This window comes from Chloroflexota bacterium, from assembly GCA_009840355.1.
Taxonomy (GTDB): domain Bacteria; phylum Chloroflexota; class Dehalococcoidia; order Lucifugimonadales; family JADFKI01; genus Bin90.
Genome location: VXNZ01000025.1, coordinates 14,625 through 31,787, shown reverse-complemented (window position 1 = coordinate 31,787; position 17,163 = coordinate 14,625). Strand labels below are relative to the sequence as shown.

The 17,163-nt window shown below is 57.8% G+C and carries 15 protein-coding genes; 7 read left to right on the top strand and 8 right to left on the bottom strand.

Going from position 1 to position 17,163, the window contains the following annotated elements:
• Positions 1–99 precede the first annotated feature (99 nt).
• Both F4X57_07120 and F4X57_07115 read right to left on the bottom strand, forming a co-directional pair.
• Positions 100–684: a hypothetical protein gene (locus F4X57_07120; protein ID MYC06926.1), complete on the bottom strand. Its 585-nt coding sequence runs from the start codon at positions 682–684 to the stop codon at positions 100–102.
• Positions 685–803: 119 nt separating this feature from the next.
• Positions 804–1,322, bottom strand: coding sequence for a hypothetical protein (locus F4X57_07115; protein MYC06925.1), 519 nt, complete (start codon positions 1,320–1,322; stop codon positions 804–806).
• Between the two features lie 404 nt (positions 1,323–1,726).
• Here F4X57_07115 and F4X57_07110 point away from each other — a divergent pair, with 404 nt between their 5' ends.
• On the top strand, positions 1,727–2,224 hold the full coding sequence (locus tag F4X57_07110; protein MYC06924.1) for a hypothetical protein: 498 nt from the start codon (positions 1,727–1,729) through the stop codon (positions 2,222–2,224).
• A 226-nt stretch (positions 2,225–2,450) separates the two neighbouring features.
• Here the strand turns inward: F4X57_07110 and F4X57_07105 are convergent, their stop codons facing one another.
• Positions 2,451–3,701, bottom strand: a complete 1,251-nt coding sequence (locus F4X57_07105; GenBank protein ID MYC06923.1) for a CoA transferase — start codon at positions 3,699–3,701, stop codon at positions 2,451–2,453.
• Entirely contained in the window at positions 3,702–4,973 is a 1,272-nt protein-coding gene (locus tag F4X57_07100; protein ID MYC06922.1) for a CoA transferase, read from the bottom strand.
• A 295-nt stretch (positions 4,974–5,268) separates the two neighbouring features.
• Here F4X57_07100 and F4X57_07095 point away from each other — a divergent pair, with 295 nt between their 5' ends.
• Positions 5,269–6,372, top strand: a complete 1,104-nt coding sequence (locus F4X57_07095) for a hypothetical protein (GenBank protein ID MYC06921.1) — start codon at positions 5,269–5,271, stop codon at positions 6,370–6,372.
• 22 nt (positions 6,373–6,394) lie between these two features.
• Here the strand turns inward: F4X57_07095 and F4X57_07090 are convergent, their stop codons facing one another.
• Positions 6,395–8,044: a DUF885 domain-containing protein gene (locus F4X57_07090; protein ID MYC06920.1), complete on the bottom strand. Its 1,650-nt coding sequence runs from the start codon at positions 8,042–8,044 to the stop codon at positions 6,395–6,397.
• Between the two features lie 194 nt (positions 8,045–8,238).
• On the opposite strand from F4X57_07090, the gene F4X57_07085 reads away from it, so the two are divergent.
• The 3 genes from F4X57_07085 (at position 8,239) to F4X57_07075 (ending at position 10,622) form a co-directional block, all read left to right on the top strand.
• Positions 8,239–9,204 carry a branched-chain amino acid transaminase gene (locus tag F4X57_07085; GenBank protein ID MYC06919.1) on the top strand — a complete coding sequence of 322 codons (966 nt, stop codon included), beginning with the start codon at positions 8,239–8,241 and terminating at the stop codon, positions 9,202–9,204.
• Between the two features lie 51 nt (positions 9,205–9,255).
• Positions 9,256–9,870 (top strand): NIPSNAP family protein, encoded by a 615-nt coding sequence (locus F4X57_07080; protein ID MYC06918.1) that lies wholly within the window; start codon positions 9,256–9,258, stop codon positions 9,868–9,870.
• Between the two features lie 137 nt (positions 9,871–10,007).
• Complete coding sequence (locus F4X57_07075; GenBank protein MYC06917.1) at positions 10,008–10,622, top strand: NIPSNAP family protein; 615 nt, start codon at positions 10,008–10,010, stop codon at positions 10,620–10,622.
• A 78-nt stretch (positions 10,623–10,700) separates the two neighbouring features.
• On the opposite strand, the gene F4X57_07070 is transcribed toward F4X57_07075, so the two are convergent.
• From F4X57_07070 to F4X57_07060, 3 genes are all read right to left on the bottom strand, one after another.
• Complete coding sequence (locus F4X57_07070; GenBank protein ID MYC06916.1) at positions 10,701–11,786, bottom strand: DUF2332 domain-containing protein; 1,086 nt, start codon at positions 11,784–11,786, stop codon at positions 10,701–10,703.
• Between the two features lie 161 nt (positions 11,787–11,947).
• Positions 11,948–13,312, bottom strand: coding sequence for an aspartate aminotransferase family protein (locus F4X57_07065; protein MYC06915.1), 1,365 nt, complete (start codon positions 13,310–13,312; stop codon positions 11,948–11,950).
• Positions 13,313–13,418: 106 nt separating this feature from the next.
• Positions 13,419–14,129: a chlorite dismutase family protein gene (locus F4X57_07060; protein MYC06914.1), complete on the bottom strand. Its 711-nt coding sequence runs from the start codon at positions 14,127–14,129 to the stop codon at positions 13,419–13,421.
• Between the two features lie 283 nt (positions 14,130–14,412).
• Here F4X57_07060 and F4X57_07055 point away from each other — a divergent pair, with 283 nt between their 5' ends.
• The gene (locus F4X57_07055) at positions 14,413–15,513 is read left to right on the top strand and encodes a sulfite oxidase (protein ID MYC06913.1); all 1,101 of its coding nucleotides are present in this window, start codon (positions 14,413–14,415) and stop codon (positions 15,511–15,513) included.
• A 162-nt stretch (positions 15,514–15,675) separates the two neighbouring features.
• Positions 15,676–17,052, top strand: a complete 1,377-nt coding sequence (locus F4X57_07050; GenBank protein MYC06912.1) for an MFS transporter — start codon at positions 15,676–15,678, stop codon at positions 17,050–17,052.
• The last annotated feature ends 111 nt before the right edge of the window (positions 17,053–17,163 follow it).

Sequence of the window (17,163 nt, the reverse complement as noted above, 5' to 3'; positions counted from 1 at the left end):
AAAGCCCTTTACATTTCGAAATGTAAAGGGCTTTTCTATCTCGACCCTTTGCCTCGCAGGTTGTTCCCAAGTCAAGAAGGATGGACTATTGGCTGGCAGTTAGCTTATGCCAAGCTCCGCGCGCAGATCGTCGATGGTCTCGGCGCGGCTGCGGGTTACGCGGCGCTCGCGCAAGCCGATGGGCAGGTTCTGCACTTCCGGCTGAATCTTGATGGACACCATAACGGGACCTTCTTCATTCATGATGTCCTCGATGCTAGTTGCGAAGTCTTCGAGGTCGTCGAAGTTGTACGCCGCGGTATAGCCGGCGCCTTTCGCCATCGCAGCGTAGTCGATCTCCGCAGAGTTCGGTACGGGCTGCCCGCCTGTGGTCGCATAGCACTCGTTGTCCAGCACGAAATGAACGAAGTTCTTTGGCTTCTTGCCTGCGATGCTCGCGATAACGCCAAGATTCATCAGCAGTGAGCCTTCCGCGTCGAACAGCACAATCTTCTCGTCCGGCAGTCCGAGCGCCAGCCCGAACGCCGCGGATGTGGTGTGTCCCATCGCGCCGCCCAGCGCAATGTCCCGCGCCGGCTGGTCGCTGACGTCCTGCCAGTGCCTGCCCGCCGTGCCCGCCGAGGTTACGATTGCATTGCCGCGATGCGGCGCGAATGTGTTGAATACATCAATTGGATCTAGCATCTTGTCTCCTTGTCAGATTGCCGTGTCTCTCGCCGCGATGTGACTGCTTTGAGATGTGTAGGGTAGGGAGCATTGCAGGATGGATGCGCGGACGCCTCGCCACCCTGTGACACATCGCCTTACCTGTTGAATCCGTGATACTCGTCGCCGACTAGCACGACCACTGGACGGTTCGTATCCCGCGCCTCTGCGAATGCCTCGGAAATGCGGTCGCCGTCTTCGTCGTGCTCGACCAGATAGTAGTTGATGCGGAATGCGTTCAGGAACGGCTCGGTGTATGTCGCCGCCGTGTCCGGCGTATTGCCCCACCGCGTCCAGCCGCGATAGCCGATGACCATCACCAGCGGAAAGCCGCTGTCCAGCGCCATGCCGCGAATCGAGTCGCCGGATTCCATCATGCCTGTGTTCTGAATGAGGCATACGGGCACCTTGCCCGCCACATTCAGCCCAAGCGCCACGCCCATCGTCTCGCCCTCGCGCGACACGGGTACGACGTCCAGCCAATCCTGCTCCAGCATCAGCTCGTACAAGTAGTTCGTCTCGCTGTCCGGGATCGTGATGATGTGCGTTACGCCGTTCTTCTTGAACTCTTCCACCAGAGTCTCGGGTCTCAAAATCTGCGGCTGTTGCTGAACCATAACTGTCTCCTTCCGCTTCCTGCCGAAATGGGTATCTCGCAAATCGGTCAACTGCGCATAACTGCGTCAGCCGCAATTATAAGTAGTCTAAATGCTATGGTCAATTTTGCGACGGCGCAAAGTCCCTTCCCTCAGTCAGATGGGGAACGTTAGGGGGCAAAGTGAAATGATGCCAGCCCAGGGCATTTCGGTTGTCACCCTGAACGAAGTGAAGGGTCTAAAGTCGCTGTGTTGAAACAAGCCTGCCCGTAGTCAACGCGTTTGGATTTATCGCCTCGCTTGATATGGCATGAATAACCGAAATATCCTAGATGGCAGCCAGAGTTCCTTGCGCGCGCCCGGAATCCAGACTAAAATGTGAAATACATCACAATTCCACGTAAGGAAAGGGGAGGAACGCAGAAATGACGCCAGAAGAACGCGCAAGCAAGATAGAGTCCTACGGCAACGCACATGCCCTATTGGTTGCCGCGCTAGACGAGTTCCCGCGCGAAATGTGGCAGTACCGCGACGAGCGCGGCGGCTGGAGCATCCACGAGATCATAGTTCACAACACCGACAGCGAGGCGAATAGCTACATTCGCTGCCGTCGCATCATCGCCGAGCAGGGTGAGCCGCTGATGGCATACGACGAGAACCAATGGACCGCCACGCTTGGTTATCATGAGCAGAGCACCGAAGACGCGCTGGCGTTGTTCAAATGGCTGCGTCACAAGAGCTACACGCTAATCAAGACGCTGCCAGAATCCGTCTGGGCGCATGCATCGTATCACCCCGAAAACGGCGACACCACGCTAGAGGACTGGCTTGACACCTACGAGCGCCATGTCCCCGAGCACATTGAGCAAATGCGGGAGAATCTTGAAGTGTGGCGGGCGGAACAGGCGGCTGCGGTGAAGTGAGTGGCGACTGCGTAATTCAATGCGCAGACGCATTTGGCGTGCCGACTGCCTTGCCAGCTGGCACGAAATTGCTATGAGCAGTTAGTTGCCGAGTCGGAATAGCGAGAGTGACGAGGCATCCGAGCATCGTGTTGCCCGGAGGCTTTCGATTTGGCAAGTGGTTGGTATGAAGCCCTTGATGTGCTTTCTGTCATGGTGCTTTCTGGCCGCTGATTGCTGCCGTTTGCTATACCACGCCCGCCGCCTTCAACGCTTCAAGCTCTGCGGCATCGATGCCAATCTCGCCGTACACCCTGCCGTTGTCTTCGCCTAGCAGGGGCGGGCGGCGCTGGATGCTCCACGGGGTTGCCTCGAAGTCGTAGGGCGCGCCTACATAGACGAACTCGGCGTCCAGCTCCGGGTGCGCGACGGGCACTTGCATGCCGCGCTCTACAAAGTGTGGGTCTTCGAGCGTTTCTTCGGGCGAATACACTACGCCCCACTGGAAGCCCATGTCCTGCGCGCGCACAAAAATGTCGTATGCCGTGTTCGCCATGCACAGGTCGCTGACCGCGCTCATCACCTCGTCCATCTGCTTTATCGCATCCGGGTCGCGCTGAATGAGCGCCGCGCGGCTCGGCGGCGTTATGTACCTCGATAGGTCGCCCACTAATCCATGCTCGTCCAGCCATGCCAGCAGGTGCAGCCACTGGTCTTCGGTGCGCGCGGGGAAGCCGATGTTCACATATCGCCCGTCGCCGCAGAGCATTTGCACATCGGCAGTCGGCACGGGAGACGAATGCCGTCCGGTCTGCCGCTGCACCGTGTCCCCCGCGACCAGCCAGTTGTACACCGCGCCTTCGGTCGTTACATTCTGAGCCGCGTGCATGTTCACATCGATGAACTGTCCTTCGCCAGTGAACTGCCTGTGCACTAGCGCCGTCAGTATGCCTATCGCGGCGAAGTGGCAGGTCGTGTGATACGCTTGATTGCCTCCTCCTCGCACCGGCGGAATCGAATGATCGTCGTAGCCGCAGCTCCACGCCGGACCGCCGAATGCCAGCGCCGTCAAGTCGGTCGATGCGCGATCCCAGTATGGCGCATTTTGCCCAAACGGGCTTATCGCCGCGAATACTATTCCCGGCGCGACCTGCGACACTCGCTCGTATCCCAGTCCAAGCGAGTCGAGATACTGCGGCGGGTTGCTGTCGATGACCACATCCGCGTTCTCCACAAGCCGCAGGAACAGGTCGCGGCCCGTCTCGGATTCCACGTCCAGCGTGATGCTCTGCTTGCTGGTATTGTAGTACCAGAAATACAGGCTGCTGTTCTTGTCCGGCTCGTCATTGCGAAACGGCGGATAGCCGCGCGTCTCGTCGCCTTCCGGCGGTTCTACTTTGATAACGCTCGCGCCCATGTCCGCCAGTAGCTTGCCGCACCAACCACCGAGTGCGCCGCCTAACTCGATAATCCGCACATCGTCGAGAACAGATGCCATCTAAATAACCCCCCTGTCGTGCAATTCCTGCTGCTCAGCCTTGTCCACCACCAGGATTTCGTCATAGAAGAAATCGTTATCTTCTCCTAGTACCGGCGCGCCCTTCTTGATTTTCGCCGGCGTCTCGGACAACTTCATAGGGATGCCCTCGACGCGCACATCGCCCATTTCGAGATGCTTGACCTCTGGGAATGTGTCCCACGCAAGCGAATTAGCGTCCAAGTCCATACGGTCTTCCGGCTTCTGCACGACAGCGGCGGCAACGCCCTTCGCCTGTAGTTTGTCTTGCACTTCGAATGCAGATCGCTCTCGTGTCCAGGCTTCGATGATGGTGTCCAAGGCATCCTGATTCTCGCCATCCAAGCGTGATTGCAGCGTGGCGAACCGCGCGTCCGCCGTGAGTTCAGGCTGTCCGATGACATCACAGACGGCGTGCCATTCCGCATCGTCGCGCGCCGATATTGCGACCCATCTGTCGTCGCCCTTTGCCTTGTATATGCCGTGGGGCGACATCGGCGGAAAAACATTGCGGTTGCTGTGTGGGCTGCCGTCTCGACGCAGCGGGCGTCCGTTCACCGTGTAATCCAGCAGCGCGGGCCCGTTTAGCGTCAGCGCGGCGTCTGTGCACGACATGTCGATGTACTGACCTTCACCGGTCTTGTTGCGGTGATACAGCGCCATCAGAATCGCGATCGCCATGAAGTAGCCGCCGGTGTGGTCCATGTGCGAAAATCCCCAGCCGGCGGGCGGCATGTCCGGCAGCGCGGATTGGAATGTCAGCCCCGATACTGCCTGCACGACGGGGCCCCAAGTCTTGAAGTGCGTGTACGGACCGCGATGCCCGAAGCCGCAGTTTGACACATAGATGATGTCCGGCTTGATGCGGCGCATCTCTTCGTACGGGAAGCCCCAGCGCTCTATCACGCCCGCGCTGAAGTTCTCGGTAACCACATCGCTGATGGAGATAATCTCGCGCAGCAGTTCCTTGCCACGCTCGCTCTTCGCGTTCAGTGTAATGCCCAGCTTTTCCACATTGTGGTTATTGAACATCCCGCCTAGGTTCGTGCCGCGCCGATCGTCCTTGTAGGGACCATTGCCGCGAAAAATATCCCATCCGCCTTGGCTCAGCCTGTCCTCGATGCGGATCACCTGCGCGCCGAACGCAGCGAAGAACCGCGTGGCGCCGGCGCCCGCCAGCTGTCCCGAAAAGTCGCATATCCGTATCGGCGCAAGCGCACCCTTTGCTCCGTTCATCGACCCATTAGCCGTCATATCGCAGTCTCCACAAGACCTTCATGCAGTTGAACACTGCCGCAGATTATAACCCTATCCGTCCCATTTGTCTTACTCTTGTCTTGACCCTAGTATCTTTCGACTTTTCATGTCATTTCGAGCGAAGCGAGAAATCTAAACGCGCTGACTACGGACAGGCTTGTTTCCACACAGCGATTTTAGACCCTTAACTTCGTTCAGGGTGACAGCCGAAAGATCCTGGCCTTAACCCGTTCATCGATGCAAAGCCTCACATGTTATAATTGCCGCGACCATTCAGTCAGGAGGATAACACTTGAGCGGCGTACTCGAAGGCTACCGCGTACTAGAATTCGGCGACTATATCGCATCGCAGATGCTCGGCATGCTTCTCGCCGACCAAGGCGCGGAAGTAGTAAAGGTTGAGCCGCCCGAAGGCAGCACGCTGCGCGGCGATGCGCCGTTCGCGGTGTGGAATCGTAGCAAGAAATCCATTGTCGTTGACGCCGCAAGCGACGATGTCTCTGAGACTATCGCGCGTCTCGCCGCGTCAGCCGATATTCTGGTGAGCGATGGCGAAGCCTTGCCATACGGCGCGTATGTCAGCGATATACAATCCAACAATCCGCGCCTGATTTCCGTCTGTTTGCCCGCATTTGGCAGTGAACATCCAAACGTTGCATTGCCGCCGCATGAGACGCTTGTCGCCGCCGCAACCGGCATTTACGCGACTAGAGGCACGGATGGAAGCACAGGGGAAGGCGCGCCAAGTTATATCGCCGTTCCGCATGCGAGCATATTCGACGCAATCACCGCTGCGCCCGCAGTCATTGCCGCGCTGCTGCACAGGGAAGCAACAGGCGAAGGTCAGCGCATTGACTTGCCGATGTACGACGCAATGTTCGGCGCGATGGGTGCGCAGGCAGTCGTGCTGCCTCCCGATGCAGACGACGCTAAGCCACACCCGGCCGTCGCGCGCTTCTACGAGTGCAGCGACGGCCGATGGGTGAACATCAACGCCGGCTATCCGCGCGCGCTGATTCCGATGGTGCAAGCATTCGGGCATCCCGAATGGGCGGAGCCGCTGCTAGATACGGACAGCCTGCGCGCGCATCCTGAAGACCGCCGCCTGTGGATTGACGCGCTGGAAGCCATCTGGCGAAGCCGTCCCGCCCTCGAATGGGAGCAAGTTATGGATGACGCGGGCGTGCCATGCACAATGTGCCGTACCGTGGACGAATGGCTAGCCACCGAGCAATCGTCCGCAATGGGCGCCGTTACACAAATCGACGATGCCGCCTTAGGCACAATGCGGCAGGTCGGCATTCAGGTGCACCTAGACGAAAGCGAAGGCGAAATCCGCCACCACGCGCCGGCTTTGGGCGAGCATACGGACGAGATTCTGGCGGAATTGCAATAGCGCGAGTGTCGCCATCTTTCGCTCAGAGCACATCCCCGGAATCTTCGCCAAGCATCATCTCGCGCACAAGTGGTATTGGCGGCGCACCGTGTGAAAGGAATTCGTCGTGGAATTGGCGCAGCGTGTACGCGTCGCCCTTTGCTTGCCGGTAGTCTTCGCGTAGCTTCAGGATCATAAGCTTGCCAAGCGTGTAGTTCAGGTACATCGGGTCGAATGTGCCGCGTATCGCTTCTTTGCTTGCTGGCAGCTCTTCCATGAAGGCGTTGCCTATGAAGAAGCGCGTCGCTTCATCGATTGTCATGCCCTGCGTGTGCATCTTGATGGCGCAGATGTACCGGCAGTTTCGCATCAGCGCCTCCATCAGCTGACCGAGTTCACTGCGCGGGTCGGACAGGTAGCCGGCCTCCACCATCATCTGCTCTGTATAGTGCGCCCAGCCCTCCCAGAACGAGTACGCGCCGAATGCGCGGCTTATCATCGAGTCCGCGCTCATGGTGTGCAAGTAGTGGATGTAGTGCCCCGGATACGCCTCGTGCACGGACACCGCCCGCAGCGTGGCGTAGTTGAACGATGTCATCCACTGCTCTTTCTCGTCGTCGCTCCAATGCTCTTCGACCGGCGTTACATAGTAGAATGTCTCGTCCGCGCTCTGCTCATACGGTCCGGGGAAGTCCAGCGCGGCGAATGCCCAGCGCATGAACGACGGCGTGGGCACGGTTTGGCAGCGCACTTCCGACGGCACGCTCACGATGTCGTGGCAGATGATGTAATGCCTGATGTCTTCAAGCATGTCGCGCGTCTCCGGGATAAGCGCGTCTGCGGCAGGGTGGTCAGAGGCAATCTCCGCCATCACTTCTGCCGGCGATTTGTCCGCATCCACAAGCGCAGCGACTTCTACGAAGCGCTCCATGTTCGCCTTCAAGTCCGCTTCGCCAAAGTTGAGCAGCTGCTCAAGCTGTAAATCCACCATCTCACCGTACTCGAGCAGCGCCGCGAACCGCTTGCCGCCGATGGCAAAACTCGCGTCCGCATATGGACGCAGCGCCTTCAGATGCTCCACAAACTCCCGCACCGATACAGTTGCGAGGCTGCGCGCGTCCTCGAATCTAGCTTGCAGGCCGTCGTCTCGCACTGCGTCTGTCGCATCTACAAGGTCTTGTTGGTAGAAGTCAATGATGCCCTCGAATGCTTCGATGCTTGCCTCAAGCACGGGTGACGCCAGCCTGCCGCTCATCACGTACCGTAGTTCTGCCATGAATGTCGGCACGCCGGTGAGAGCCTGCGTTAGTGATTCGACGCGCTGTTCAAGCGGCGCGTAGTCTCGCTGGATGTACGCACTCATATCGATGTGCCACAGCATTTCCATCGGGTTTGTCTCGTGCCAGCGCAGTTCGGTCAATTCCAGCAGTTCGCGCCGCAGATTGTCGGTCAAAATGCGATGGTCATAGTAGCTGCGCGCGCTCAGCGCCGTGGTATCGATGCTCTCCAACGCCGCTAAGCCATTTCTCACCTGACCCGTGCGCGCGGCAATCGCACGAGCCGATACGCTCGGTAGCCTGCCGTCGTACTCGTGCAACCCAAGCCGCGACGCCATGCTAGGGTAGTGCTCCCAGGTTTCCGAGAGTATCCGATCGCTGGTGGCGTCGAAGAGACGGTTCGCGCTGTTGGTCATGGGTTGCTCCTGCAAACAGTGTTTTGCTGGTGTGGCATGGATATTTTACTATAAACGGCTGCCGGCGAACTGCTCTTTCTCCGCAGGGGGAATAGACAAGCCCCCGCTTAAAGGTTCACATGGCATTCGCCCCATGTTACTCTTTTCGCATTGATTTGCATTAGTGGACCGATTTAGCGCAAGAGGATGCTTCAATGACAACAAGAGGAATTAGGGACACGCTGGGGACAACCGGAGATGACCCGAGCTATGTATGGATGTCCGGTGATCTCGTGGCGTGGGACGATGCGGTGGTGCACTCATCGACGCTTGGTTGGTCAGCGATTTCGATGGTCTTCGAGGGGATACGCGGCTATTGGAACTCCGAGGAAGAGCAGCTAAACATCTTCCATCTTGACTTGCATCTTCACCGCCTGCTGCGCTCAATGAAGGTGATGCGCATGACGTCGCCGTGGTCCGTCACCGAGCTGAAGTCTGAAATCGTCAAGCTGGTGCAGGCGAACGAATTCCGCGACGACATCTATGTGCAGCCGCTCGCGTACTTCGGTGGCAGTACCACGCCCGGCTACCTGCCGGTATCGGAGCGCCCCGGCGACATCACCATCTTCAATCGGCAGATTGGTTCGGTGCTAGGCTCAGGGCGCACCGTCACCTGTGGCGTAAGCTCGTGGACACGCATATCAGACAACGTGATGCCGCCGCGAGTCAAGGCGATCGCGAATTACCAGAACAGTCGCTATGTCGCGGACGAATCCTCGCGGCACGGCTATGACTTCGGCATAATCCTCAATCCACAAGGCAAGGTGTCGGAGATTTCGTACGCCTGCCTGTACATCGTGCGCGGCGGCGTGGCTATAACGCCGCCGGTGTCCGCCGGCATTCTGGAAAGCATCAACCGCGATGTCGTGCGCCAACTCTTCGAGAACGAACTCGGCATCCCAGTCGTAGAGCGCGACGTTGATCGCACTGAGCTGTACATCGCCGACGAAGTGTTCATCTGCGGCACCGGCGCCGAAGTGCAAGCCGTCAGCAACATCGACGGCTATACCATCGGTGACGGAGAAATCGGACCGGCCGTATCGCAATTGGAGCAACTCTTCCACGATGTTGTAAGAGGCAAAGATTCGCGCTATCCTGAATGGCGCACCGGAGTATATTAGGGATTCAAACATCGATAGACAGAATGGAAAGGATAAGCAAAGGAGCAGGATATGCTATATGAGTTTCGTACCTACGACTTGGTGCCGCGAAGCGTGCCTGAGTTCGAGAAGCGCTTCGGCGATAAGTTGCCCGGCAGACTGGAGTTCTCGCCGCTCGCGGGCCTCTGGCACACGGAAGCGGGTCCACTCAATCAGGTGCTGCACATCTGGCCCTACGACGACATGAACCACCGCACCGACACGCGCGGCAAGGCAATGGCGGCGGGCGCATGGCCACCTAACACGGGCGAGTTTGTGGTCAATATGCAGTCCGACTTCTACCTGCCTGCACCGTTCATGCAGCCGCTCGGCGAGCGCAAGGTCGGACCCGTGTATGAAATCCGCATCTACACCTACAAACCCGGCGACATCCCGCAGGTCATCGAGGCCTGGGGCGGCGCAATCGAAGAGCGCGAGAAGTATTCCCCGCTAGTAGGCGCGTTCTACTCGGATGTAGGGGCGCTGAACAAGTGGGTCCACATGTGGGCATACGAGAGCTTCGAGCATCGCATGCAGGTGCGCGAAGAGACACGCGCTAAGGGCGTTTGGCCACCGGCCAGCCCGGTCGCGCCAGTTCACCAGGAAAACAAGATACTACTGCCTGCCGAGTGCTCGCCAATGCAGTAGGGCGTTCGTAAAGTCTCACAGAAAGATGTAAGCCTTTAGGAGGCGACGTTCATAAGGCTCAATGAATAAAGTGTTGCGTATCTATTGCTTATATAGTATGCTTTAACTAGGTTAGAGATAATATAAGGAGGTTCGATATGCTATACGATATTCATACCTACGACGTGAAGCCTCGGGCCGTTGCTGAACTTGAAGGGCAAGTGGCAGAAGTGCTGCCGACGAGACTTGAAATCTCTCCACTTGGTGGCTTCTGGCATACTGAAGTCGGACCGCTCAACCAGATCATTCACATCTGGCCTTACGAGAACATGGAACACCGCACAGCGTCGCGGGCACTTATGAACGCCAGAAACGTGTGGGGCTGCCTGGGTGCTGAGTTCCTCGTGAACATGCAGTCTGACATATACTTGCCAGCGCCGTTCATGCGTCCACTCGGCGAAGCCGAATTTGGGCCTATCTACGAGATGCGGACGTACACCTACCGGTCCGGCGACATATCTAAAGTGATTGATGCTTGGGGAGATGCCATCGAGGAGCGGGAGAAGTATTCACCGCTGGTCGGGGCATTCTACTCCGATGCTGGTTCTATGAACAGGTGGACTCATATCTGGGCATACGAGAGTTTCGAACAGCGTATGCAAGTGCGGGAAGAGACCCGCGAAAGGGGAATTTGGCCGCCCACCGGCGCTGCTAGGCCTCTCCAGCAAGAGAGCAAGATTCTTCTTCCTGCTGAGTTTTCTCCTTTGCAGTAACTCCTATCATCCGGCCTGTTGGCATTGCTCGATTGGCAGTGCCAACGGGCCGAATTACTGACCCGACCTGTTCAGGGTTCATTGGTCATCCAACCACTCGATCCAACGGCCGTGATGGTGGCAACGCGCCAGCGTGCGTTCCCGACGGACGGCACTCTCGAAGGAAACGAGCTTCAATGTGGGGCGTACGCTTTCCGCTTTATCGGTCAGCCATCGACGAGGGCTGGCGCGATACTCGCTCGAAATCCAGTAAAGGTCACGCCTACGCCCTACGTCCGAAAGCAAATCGTCCAGCAATTGCCGTTCGCTAGTCGAAAATTGGTTGACTGTATGAGTGTGATAAACTATCGGCGTTGCATAGCTTGGCACATCCGCCAACTCTGCAGGAAGCAGTTCTAAAGCATTGCCCTTGAAAATGGCTGGCGGGCTGGACTGCGCAATCGATATAGCTGAGTTCATTCGTTGCAGACGGGCGTAGTCTTCTGGCCAGACCAGTGCACGCAACCAGAGCATAGATTCGTCGTCATTTACATCGATAGGCTCAAGGTCTATGCCGACTCTCGACAATACATGAGGAGTCGTATTGGTCAGCGTTGGTGGGGTCATCCCGTGTGTCTCGACGTCAATCTGAACCCGGGACGTGCTATTACCGTAGCTGCGGCCAGTGCCATAACTGTAGCAGTATTTGTCCCACAACAGATTCAGTCCTGCGCTGCAGCCGATTTCGATCATATGTAAGGGCTTGTGGTCGGCGCGTTCGGCGGCGATTCCAAATGCAGGAAAAAGCAGGCCGCAACGTTCAACGACATTGGTTTGCACGCGCCGTTCCTTGATGATCCGTTTAATCTCATCTGAATATTCGAGGCAGAATCGGCGAAAGTTAGGAAGCGGATCAGCGGTGGAACCGGGCCTGCCAGTGACGGTCGGATAGAACTTCGCAAGCTCATGCCGGACGCCGCTCAGCAGCAAGAAATGGACCGCTGCGAAGAAGAGGTTGGGTATAGGTTGGTCGTGCCGAGCTTCAGCGGCTAATCTGAGCAAAGTCGGGTCTCTTGCAATGCCGAGCGAGAGGCGTTCATAGAGGGGAGAGGCACCTCGCTGCTCTAATTCCGCGGCGCGCAAGAATTTTTTGGCTACTGAATTTCGTAAGACCTCAGTCGACACTCTACCTGCCGCCTTTCGCCAAGAGTTTCAGCATTATTCACTTTGAGGCGGAGGATGGTTTAGCAATCTGTGGGCGGATGCCAATAGACATCCGCCCACAGGTTTTTGCTTGGCTACCAGTTCGGCGGGGTCCGCGAGCTGTAGCCTCCCACCCGGGCGGGTTAGAGTTGTGCTTCCAGTTTGGTTATGACGCTGTCCACCTGCGAAACGACATGGTCAACCTCGTCCTTGGTGATGCAGAGCGGCGGCGCGAGGTAGATGCTGTTGCCGGGCCTACCGAGCAGGTTGTGCTCGTTCATCAGCGGCGCGATCTTGTCGGCGAGCTTTGCCTCGGCAGGGAAGGACTCCTTGGTGTCTCGGTCCTTGACCAGTTCGACGGCGCAGAGCAAGCCCATTCCGCCGCGCACATCGCCGACGATGGGATGCTCGTAAAGAGTCTGAAGCTGCTCGTACATGTAGTTGCCCATCTCGGCGGAGTTCTCGACCATACCTTCGCCTTCCATGATGTCGAGGTTAGCCATGGCAGCGGCGCAGGCGACCGGGTTTCCGCCAAAGGTAATCAGATGGCGGAACTGGGAATCGTCGCCCATGAATGCCTCGGAGACCTTCTTGCTTGCGACTGCCGCTCCGATGGGAATGTAGCCACTGGTGAGCGCCTTGGCGACCGTGAAGATGTCAGGCTTGATGCCCCATTGCTCGGTGGCGAACATTTTGCCGGTGCGACCGAATCCGGTGATGACTTCATCGCAGATCATTATCACGCCGTACTTGTCGCAAATCTCGCGGATGGTGGGCCAGTATTCGGGATGCGGCACATGGATGCCGGCTGCGGCGGAGATTGGCTCGCCGATGAAGGCGGCGACCGTCGATGGACCTTCGTGCTGTATGGCGATTTCCAGGTCGCGCGCGCATTGAAGGTCGTTGCCGTTGTTGCGGTAGCTATCCGGGTTGGCGATGTGGATGTTGCCGGGCATGAGCGGTCCGAAATGGATGGGCGCGCTCACACCGCCTCCGCCCAGACTCATGCAGGCATGCGTGGCACCGTGATACGACCCGCGCCTGCTTATGACTTTCCAGCGGGTTGGCTCGCCGTTGTTCTTGTGGTATTGCTTCGCCATCTTGATTGCGGTTTCCACTGCCTCGGAGCCACCGCTGACGAAGTAGGTGCGGGCTTCTTTGTCGGGCGCGAGGCCGGCAATTCTGGCGGATAATTCCGCGGTCGACGGGCTAACGGTGCCGCCAGGAGTGTAGCTGATGTCGAGCATCTGATTGTACACGGCATCGGCGACTTCCTTGCGACCATGACCGATGTTCTTCAGCCACATGCCCGCCATCGTGTCGAACCACTGCTCGCCCTCGACATCCTCGACCCACACGCCCTTGCCGCTCTGCACGAGCTTGATGCCGTCGTCGTCCATATTGCCAGCAGGGTTGTTGTGCGGCCAGAAATGGTCGGCCGCCTGCTGCTTCAGTTCTTCGATCCGTTCACCGCTGAGTGTAGTAGCCATGCTTTTAGGCCCTCCCATTCTTGCGTGTCTAATTTGCCACACTAATTTGTCTGCCCGTTTACCAGACCGATGGTAACATCAATTGCCGTTGCGGGCTATACTTCAGTCCCTTACGCCGCCCGCGCTACGGTCGCCCACCCAAATCGTCCAGCGTGTCCTCAATCGTCTTGTGGATGCCCGTGAAAATAGGCGTGTCGCGCAGCGTGTACAGGCTGCTTCTGGTTGTCCGCAGGTCCATAACCAAGTCGAGGAAGTCGCCCGGGTTGTCCGTCTCAAAGCCAACAACGAATTCCTGGTCATCGAGACCGAAAGAATAGGTGGTGTTAATTTTGACGGACGGGTACTTGTGCCCCACGCTAATGTGCCCGGTCATGATGTTCTGGCGCTCTTCCTGCGGAAGCAGATACCACTCCCGTGTCTTGAGAAATGGATAAACAATGAAGTATTTGGCGTCCACCGGGCGAAGCCGAGTGCCCGTTCCCTCCTGTCCCTCATGTTCGTGCTTTCCCTTGCCGACATACTCGGATAGGCGCGTCATTGCGAGATAGGAATGCGGCTGCGTGAGATATGCGCCGAGATCGGTGGACCACAGGCGAACGGCGGAGTCTTGGATCTCTTCCAGCGTGTCGGCTGCCTGCTGGAGGAAGAAGTCGGAGTCGCCGCGCATTCCCACGAGGCTGAATGAGCGCGTGAACATCTCCTCGGAGATTTCCGTAACGGCTTGCGCGAAGTTTCGCTTGCTCTCGAATCGAAGTTCTTCGGGCAACCGACGCCACTCCGGGTCAACCTTGAAGAAACTGTACTTTACGAACTGCCTGCGGCTTGATTCTGCCATTCACCTGCCTCCTCTTACGCGCGTGTTTTCGCCTGAAATCATATCACAGATGGCGGTTGTCGGTTGTGTGGCAGGGGTACTCCGCCAGCCCTCCATATTTTGTCCCCATCCTAACCTCTTATCTTATCAAAGGGTGAAAGAGGAATGCGAAGGCAGAAGGGGAAAAGAAATATTCTTGTAAGCGCGTCAGTGCAGAAAATCCACTTGTGCAAGTGGTTGCAGATATGTATAGTATGCGAAAAGCACGATACGCTAGGTGCGATAACAAATATCGGAGGTTGTGATGAATACCTGCAAGTGTAGCAAGGCTGAGTCCGACAGGGATAGGAGCGAAACCCTGAGTGCTCAGCCTGAAGGTAAGGGTCTCGTTACTATCGAAGAAGAGCCGATTATCGGTGAGACCCCGCAGGCCATATTGAAAAGCTGGCTAACCCCAAACCCCCTCTTCTACATCCGCAATCACTACACTATTCCTGAGGGTGTTTCCGACTGGGAACTAACCCTTGACGGAAATGTGGAAGACGCGCTGTCTATCACGCTGCAAGACTTCCACAGCTTCCCCATCCAGACGCTGCCCATCACGCTAGAGTGCGCTGGCAACAACCGCAGCGACCTCGAACCCACAGTGCCGGGCAACCCCTTCCAGAACGGCGCAGTGAGTACCGCGATATGGGCGGGCGCTCCACTTCGACATCTGCTCGAACGCGCCGGCGTCAATGAAGGCTCGGTCGAAGTGCTGTTCGAAGGCTTCGACTCCGGCGAACCCGCGCCGGGCGAAAGCCATCAGCCATACTTGCGCAGTCTGCCTATCGATGTGGCGATGCACCCGGATACGCTGCTCGCCTACGAGATGAACGGAGAACCGTTGTCGAGAGAACACGGCTATCCTGTGCGTCTCATCGTGCCGGGCTGGTACGGTATGGCATCGGTCAAGTGGCTGAAGCGCATCACCGTGCTGCAGGAAAGATTTGTCGGCTTCTTCCAGACCGACCGCTACATCATCGAAGGCGACGACGGCGAGACCGTGCCGGTCGCGCAGATGCATGTTAAGTCGCTCATCAGCTGGCCTGCGGAACACATGCATCTGCCTGCCAAGCCTCACATGGTTAACGGCATGGCGTGGTCAGGCTTCGCCCACATCGCCAAAGTCGAGGTCAGCGACGACGGCGGCGAGACATGGCATCCGGCAGACCTCGTAGGACCACGTTACCGCTACTCGTGGCAGCAGTGGAACTTCGCGTGGACGCCGAAAGCCAGGGGCAAATACACGCTGGTTGCCAGAGCGACCGACGAAGACGGCAACGAGCAGCCGCTCGAAACGCGTTGGAACAGTCTTGGCTACATCATCAACGGCGTGCGCCCCGTTTGCATTGAGGTGGAATGACTGCCCGCACGGGCTGCACTATTGCATCACCGCTGCAACACCGGCAATCGCGGGTTGCTGAGCAGGGCGTAGAAATTGGGAGCTTCGCCCTGCGCAACCCTCGTTCTGCCCCGAAAAATTCGGGCTATAGCTTAATTCGGCAGAGCCAATTAGAGAATACTAATGGCAGTTGAACCCAAACGGGGTCGTGCCGTTGGCAGTCGCTTTCTGGCGGCGCTGGCGTATGGCGACTATCAGACGCTGTGGACGGCGAACTTCTTCGCCGGTGCTGCGGCATGGGCGCTCATCGTTGCTCGTGGCTGGATTGTGTACGAGTTCTCGGACTCGTCGCTGTGGGTTGGCGTCGTAACATTCGCCGCGATGGTGCCGCGTGTCGTGGTGTCGCCCTTCACCGGCTATCTGTCCGACCGATTCGACAGACGCACTGTGCTGCGCGCGATGTTCGCCCTGAACGCGCTGCACAATCTTGTGCTAGGCTGGCTGATGCTGAGCGGCAGCGCGGAGATATGGCACATCGTTGTGCTGTCGTTCGTCAACGGATCAGCACGTGCCGCGCAGATGCCCGCAGGTCAGGCGCTTATCCCGAACCTCGTACCGCGTGAATTGCTGCTGAACGCCATCGCGCTCAATCAGGCGACAATGCACGGATCGCGCCTGCTGGGACCGCTTGCGATTATCCCATTGCTTGCCACCACTGGCACGACCGGCGCGATATTCCTATGCGCCGGCTTCTACCTCATCAGCCTTGTGCAGACGATGCGACTTCGCACCGCATCCACAGGGCGCATTGACCAAAGGCAGAGTTTCATCCGCAACTTCTCGGAAGGCGCGGTCTATGTGTACAGAACGCCGATATTGTTCTCCATAGTCGTGATGGCGATATTCCACTGTGGGCTTGTGATGTCGTTCGAGTCGATGCTGCCGGTGCTGTCCACCAAGTTATTGGAGTCCGAAGGCGGCGGCACTTTCTTCGTCGGCTTGACCGCGCTGCTGAACGAATCGGGCGCCGGGTTCAGCGTGCTGATGATGGCGGTTGGTGCCGGCGCGCTTACATCCGCGATCATTCTTGCCGGAATCAAGAGCGACCTGACAAAAGGACGGCTTTTCTTCATATTCGGCGTGTTCTCCGGGCTGTCTTCTTTCGCACTTGGACTCTCGCCTAATCTGGCGACCGCGCTGCCCAGCGCCATTATTATGGGCGTCAGCACGGCGGCATTCATGACGCTAACGCACACGATGATACAGACCATCGTGCCGGACGGTGTGCGCGGACGCGTTGGGGCAATCTACTCGGTGCACATCGGCGGCATGATGGCGTCGATGAACGCGCTCAACGCTTGGCTGTCAGACATCCTGGTCGGCGTACCTGTGTTGATGAATGTGTTGGATGGCGCGCTGTCGAGTTACCTAGGCGCGCCGCTCGTCCTGATAGTTACGGGACTCTCCTTCGCCATCATCGTCCAACTAAGCAGCCTTTTCATGACGATGCGCACGATATACGGCGGCGGAGTAGCGCGTCTCGCCCAGGCTCCCGCTTAGTTGTCGCTAAGTTCTAGTCTTGTACCCTACAATTTCCTGCGGCGTCTGGTAAGATTGCGCTACGGCATTTTCGTAAAATGGCAAGTGGCGCGACTTAACGGCCGTAGTATT

Excerpts from the sequence above, each read along its gene's own strand:
- F4X57_07120 (MYC06926.1), bottom strand. The coding sequence starts at position 684 with ATGCTAGATCCAATTGATGTATTCAACACATTCGCGCCGCATCGCGGC.
- F4X57_07115 (MYC06925.1), bottom strand. The coding sequence starts at position 1,322 with ATGGTTCAGCAACAGCCGCAGATTTTGAGACCCGAGACTCTGGTGGAA.
- F4X57_07110 (MYC06924.1), top strand. The coding sequence starts at position 1,727 with ATGACGCCAGAAGAACGCGCAAGCAAGATAGAGTCCTACGGCAACGCA.
- F4X57_07105 (MYC06923.1), bottom strand. The coding sequence starts at position 3,701 with ATGGCATCTGTTCTCGACGATGTGCGGATTATCGAGTTAGGCGGCGCA.
- F4X57_07100 (MYC06922.1), bottom strand. The coding sequence starts at position 4,973 with ATGACGGCTAATGGGTCGATGAACGGAGCAAAGGGTGCGCTTGCGCCG.
- F4X57_07090 (MYC06920.1), bottom strand. The coding sequence starts at position 8,044 with ATGACCAACAGCGCGAACCGTCTCTTCGACGCCACCAGCGATCGGATA.
- F4X57_07085 (MYC06919.1), top strand. The coding sequence starts at position 8,239 with ATGACAACAAGAGGAATTAGGGACACGCTGGGGACAACCGGAGATGAC.
- F4X57_07080 (MYC06918.1), top strand. The coding sequence starts at position 9,256 with ATGCTATATGAGTTTCGTACCTACGACTTGGTGCCGCGAAGCGTGCCT.
- F4X57_07075 (MYC06917.1), top strand. The coding sequence starts at position 10,008 with ATGCTATACGATATTCATACCTACGACGTGAAGCCTCGGGCCGTTGCT.
- F4X57_07065 (MYC06915.1), bottom strand. The coding sequence starts at position 13,312 with ATGGGAGGGCCTAAAAGCATGGCTACTACACTCAGCGGTGAACGGATC.
- F4X57_07060 (MYC06914.1), bottom strand. The coding sequence starts at position 14,129 with ATGGCAGAATCAAGCCGCAGGCAGTTCGTAAAGTACAGTTTCTTCAAG.
- F4X57_07055 (MYC06913.1), top strand. The coding sequence starts at position 14,413 with ATGAATACCTGCAAGTGTAGCAAGGCTGAGTCCGACAGGGATAGGAGC.
- F4X57_07050 (MYC06912.1), top strand. The coding sequence starts at position 15,676 with ATGGCAGTTGAACCCAAACGGGGTCGTGCCGTTGGCAGTCGCTTTCTG.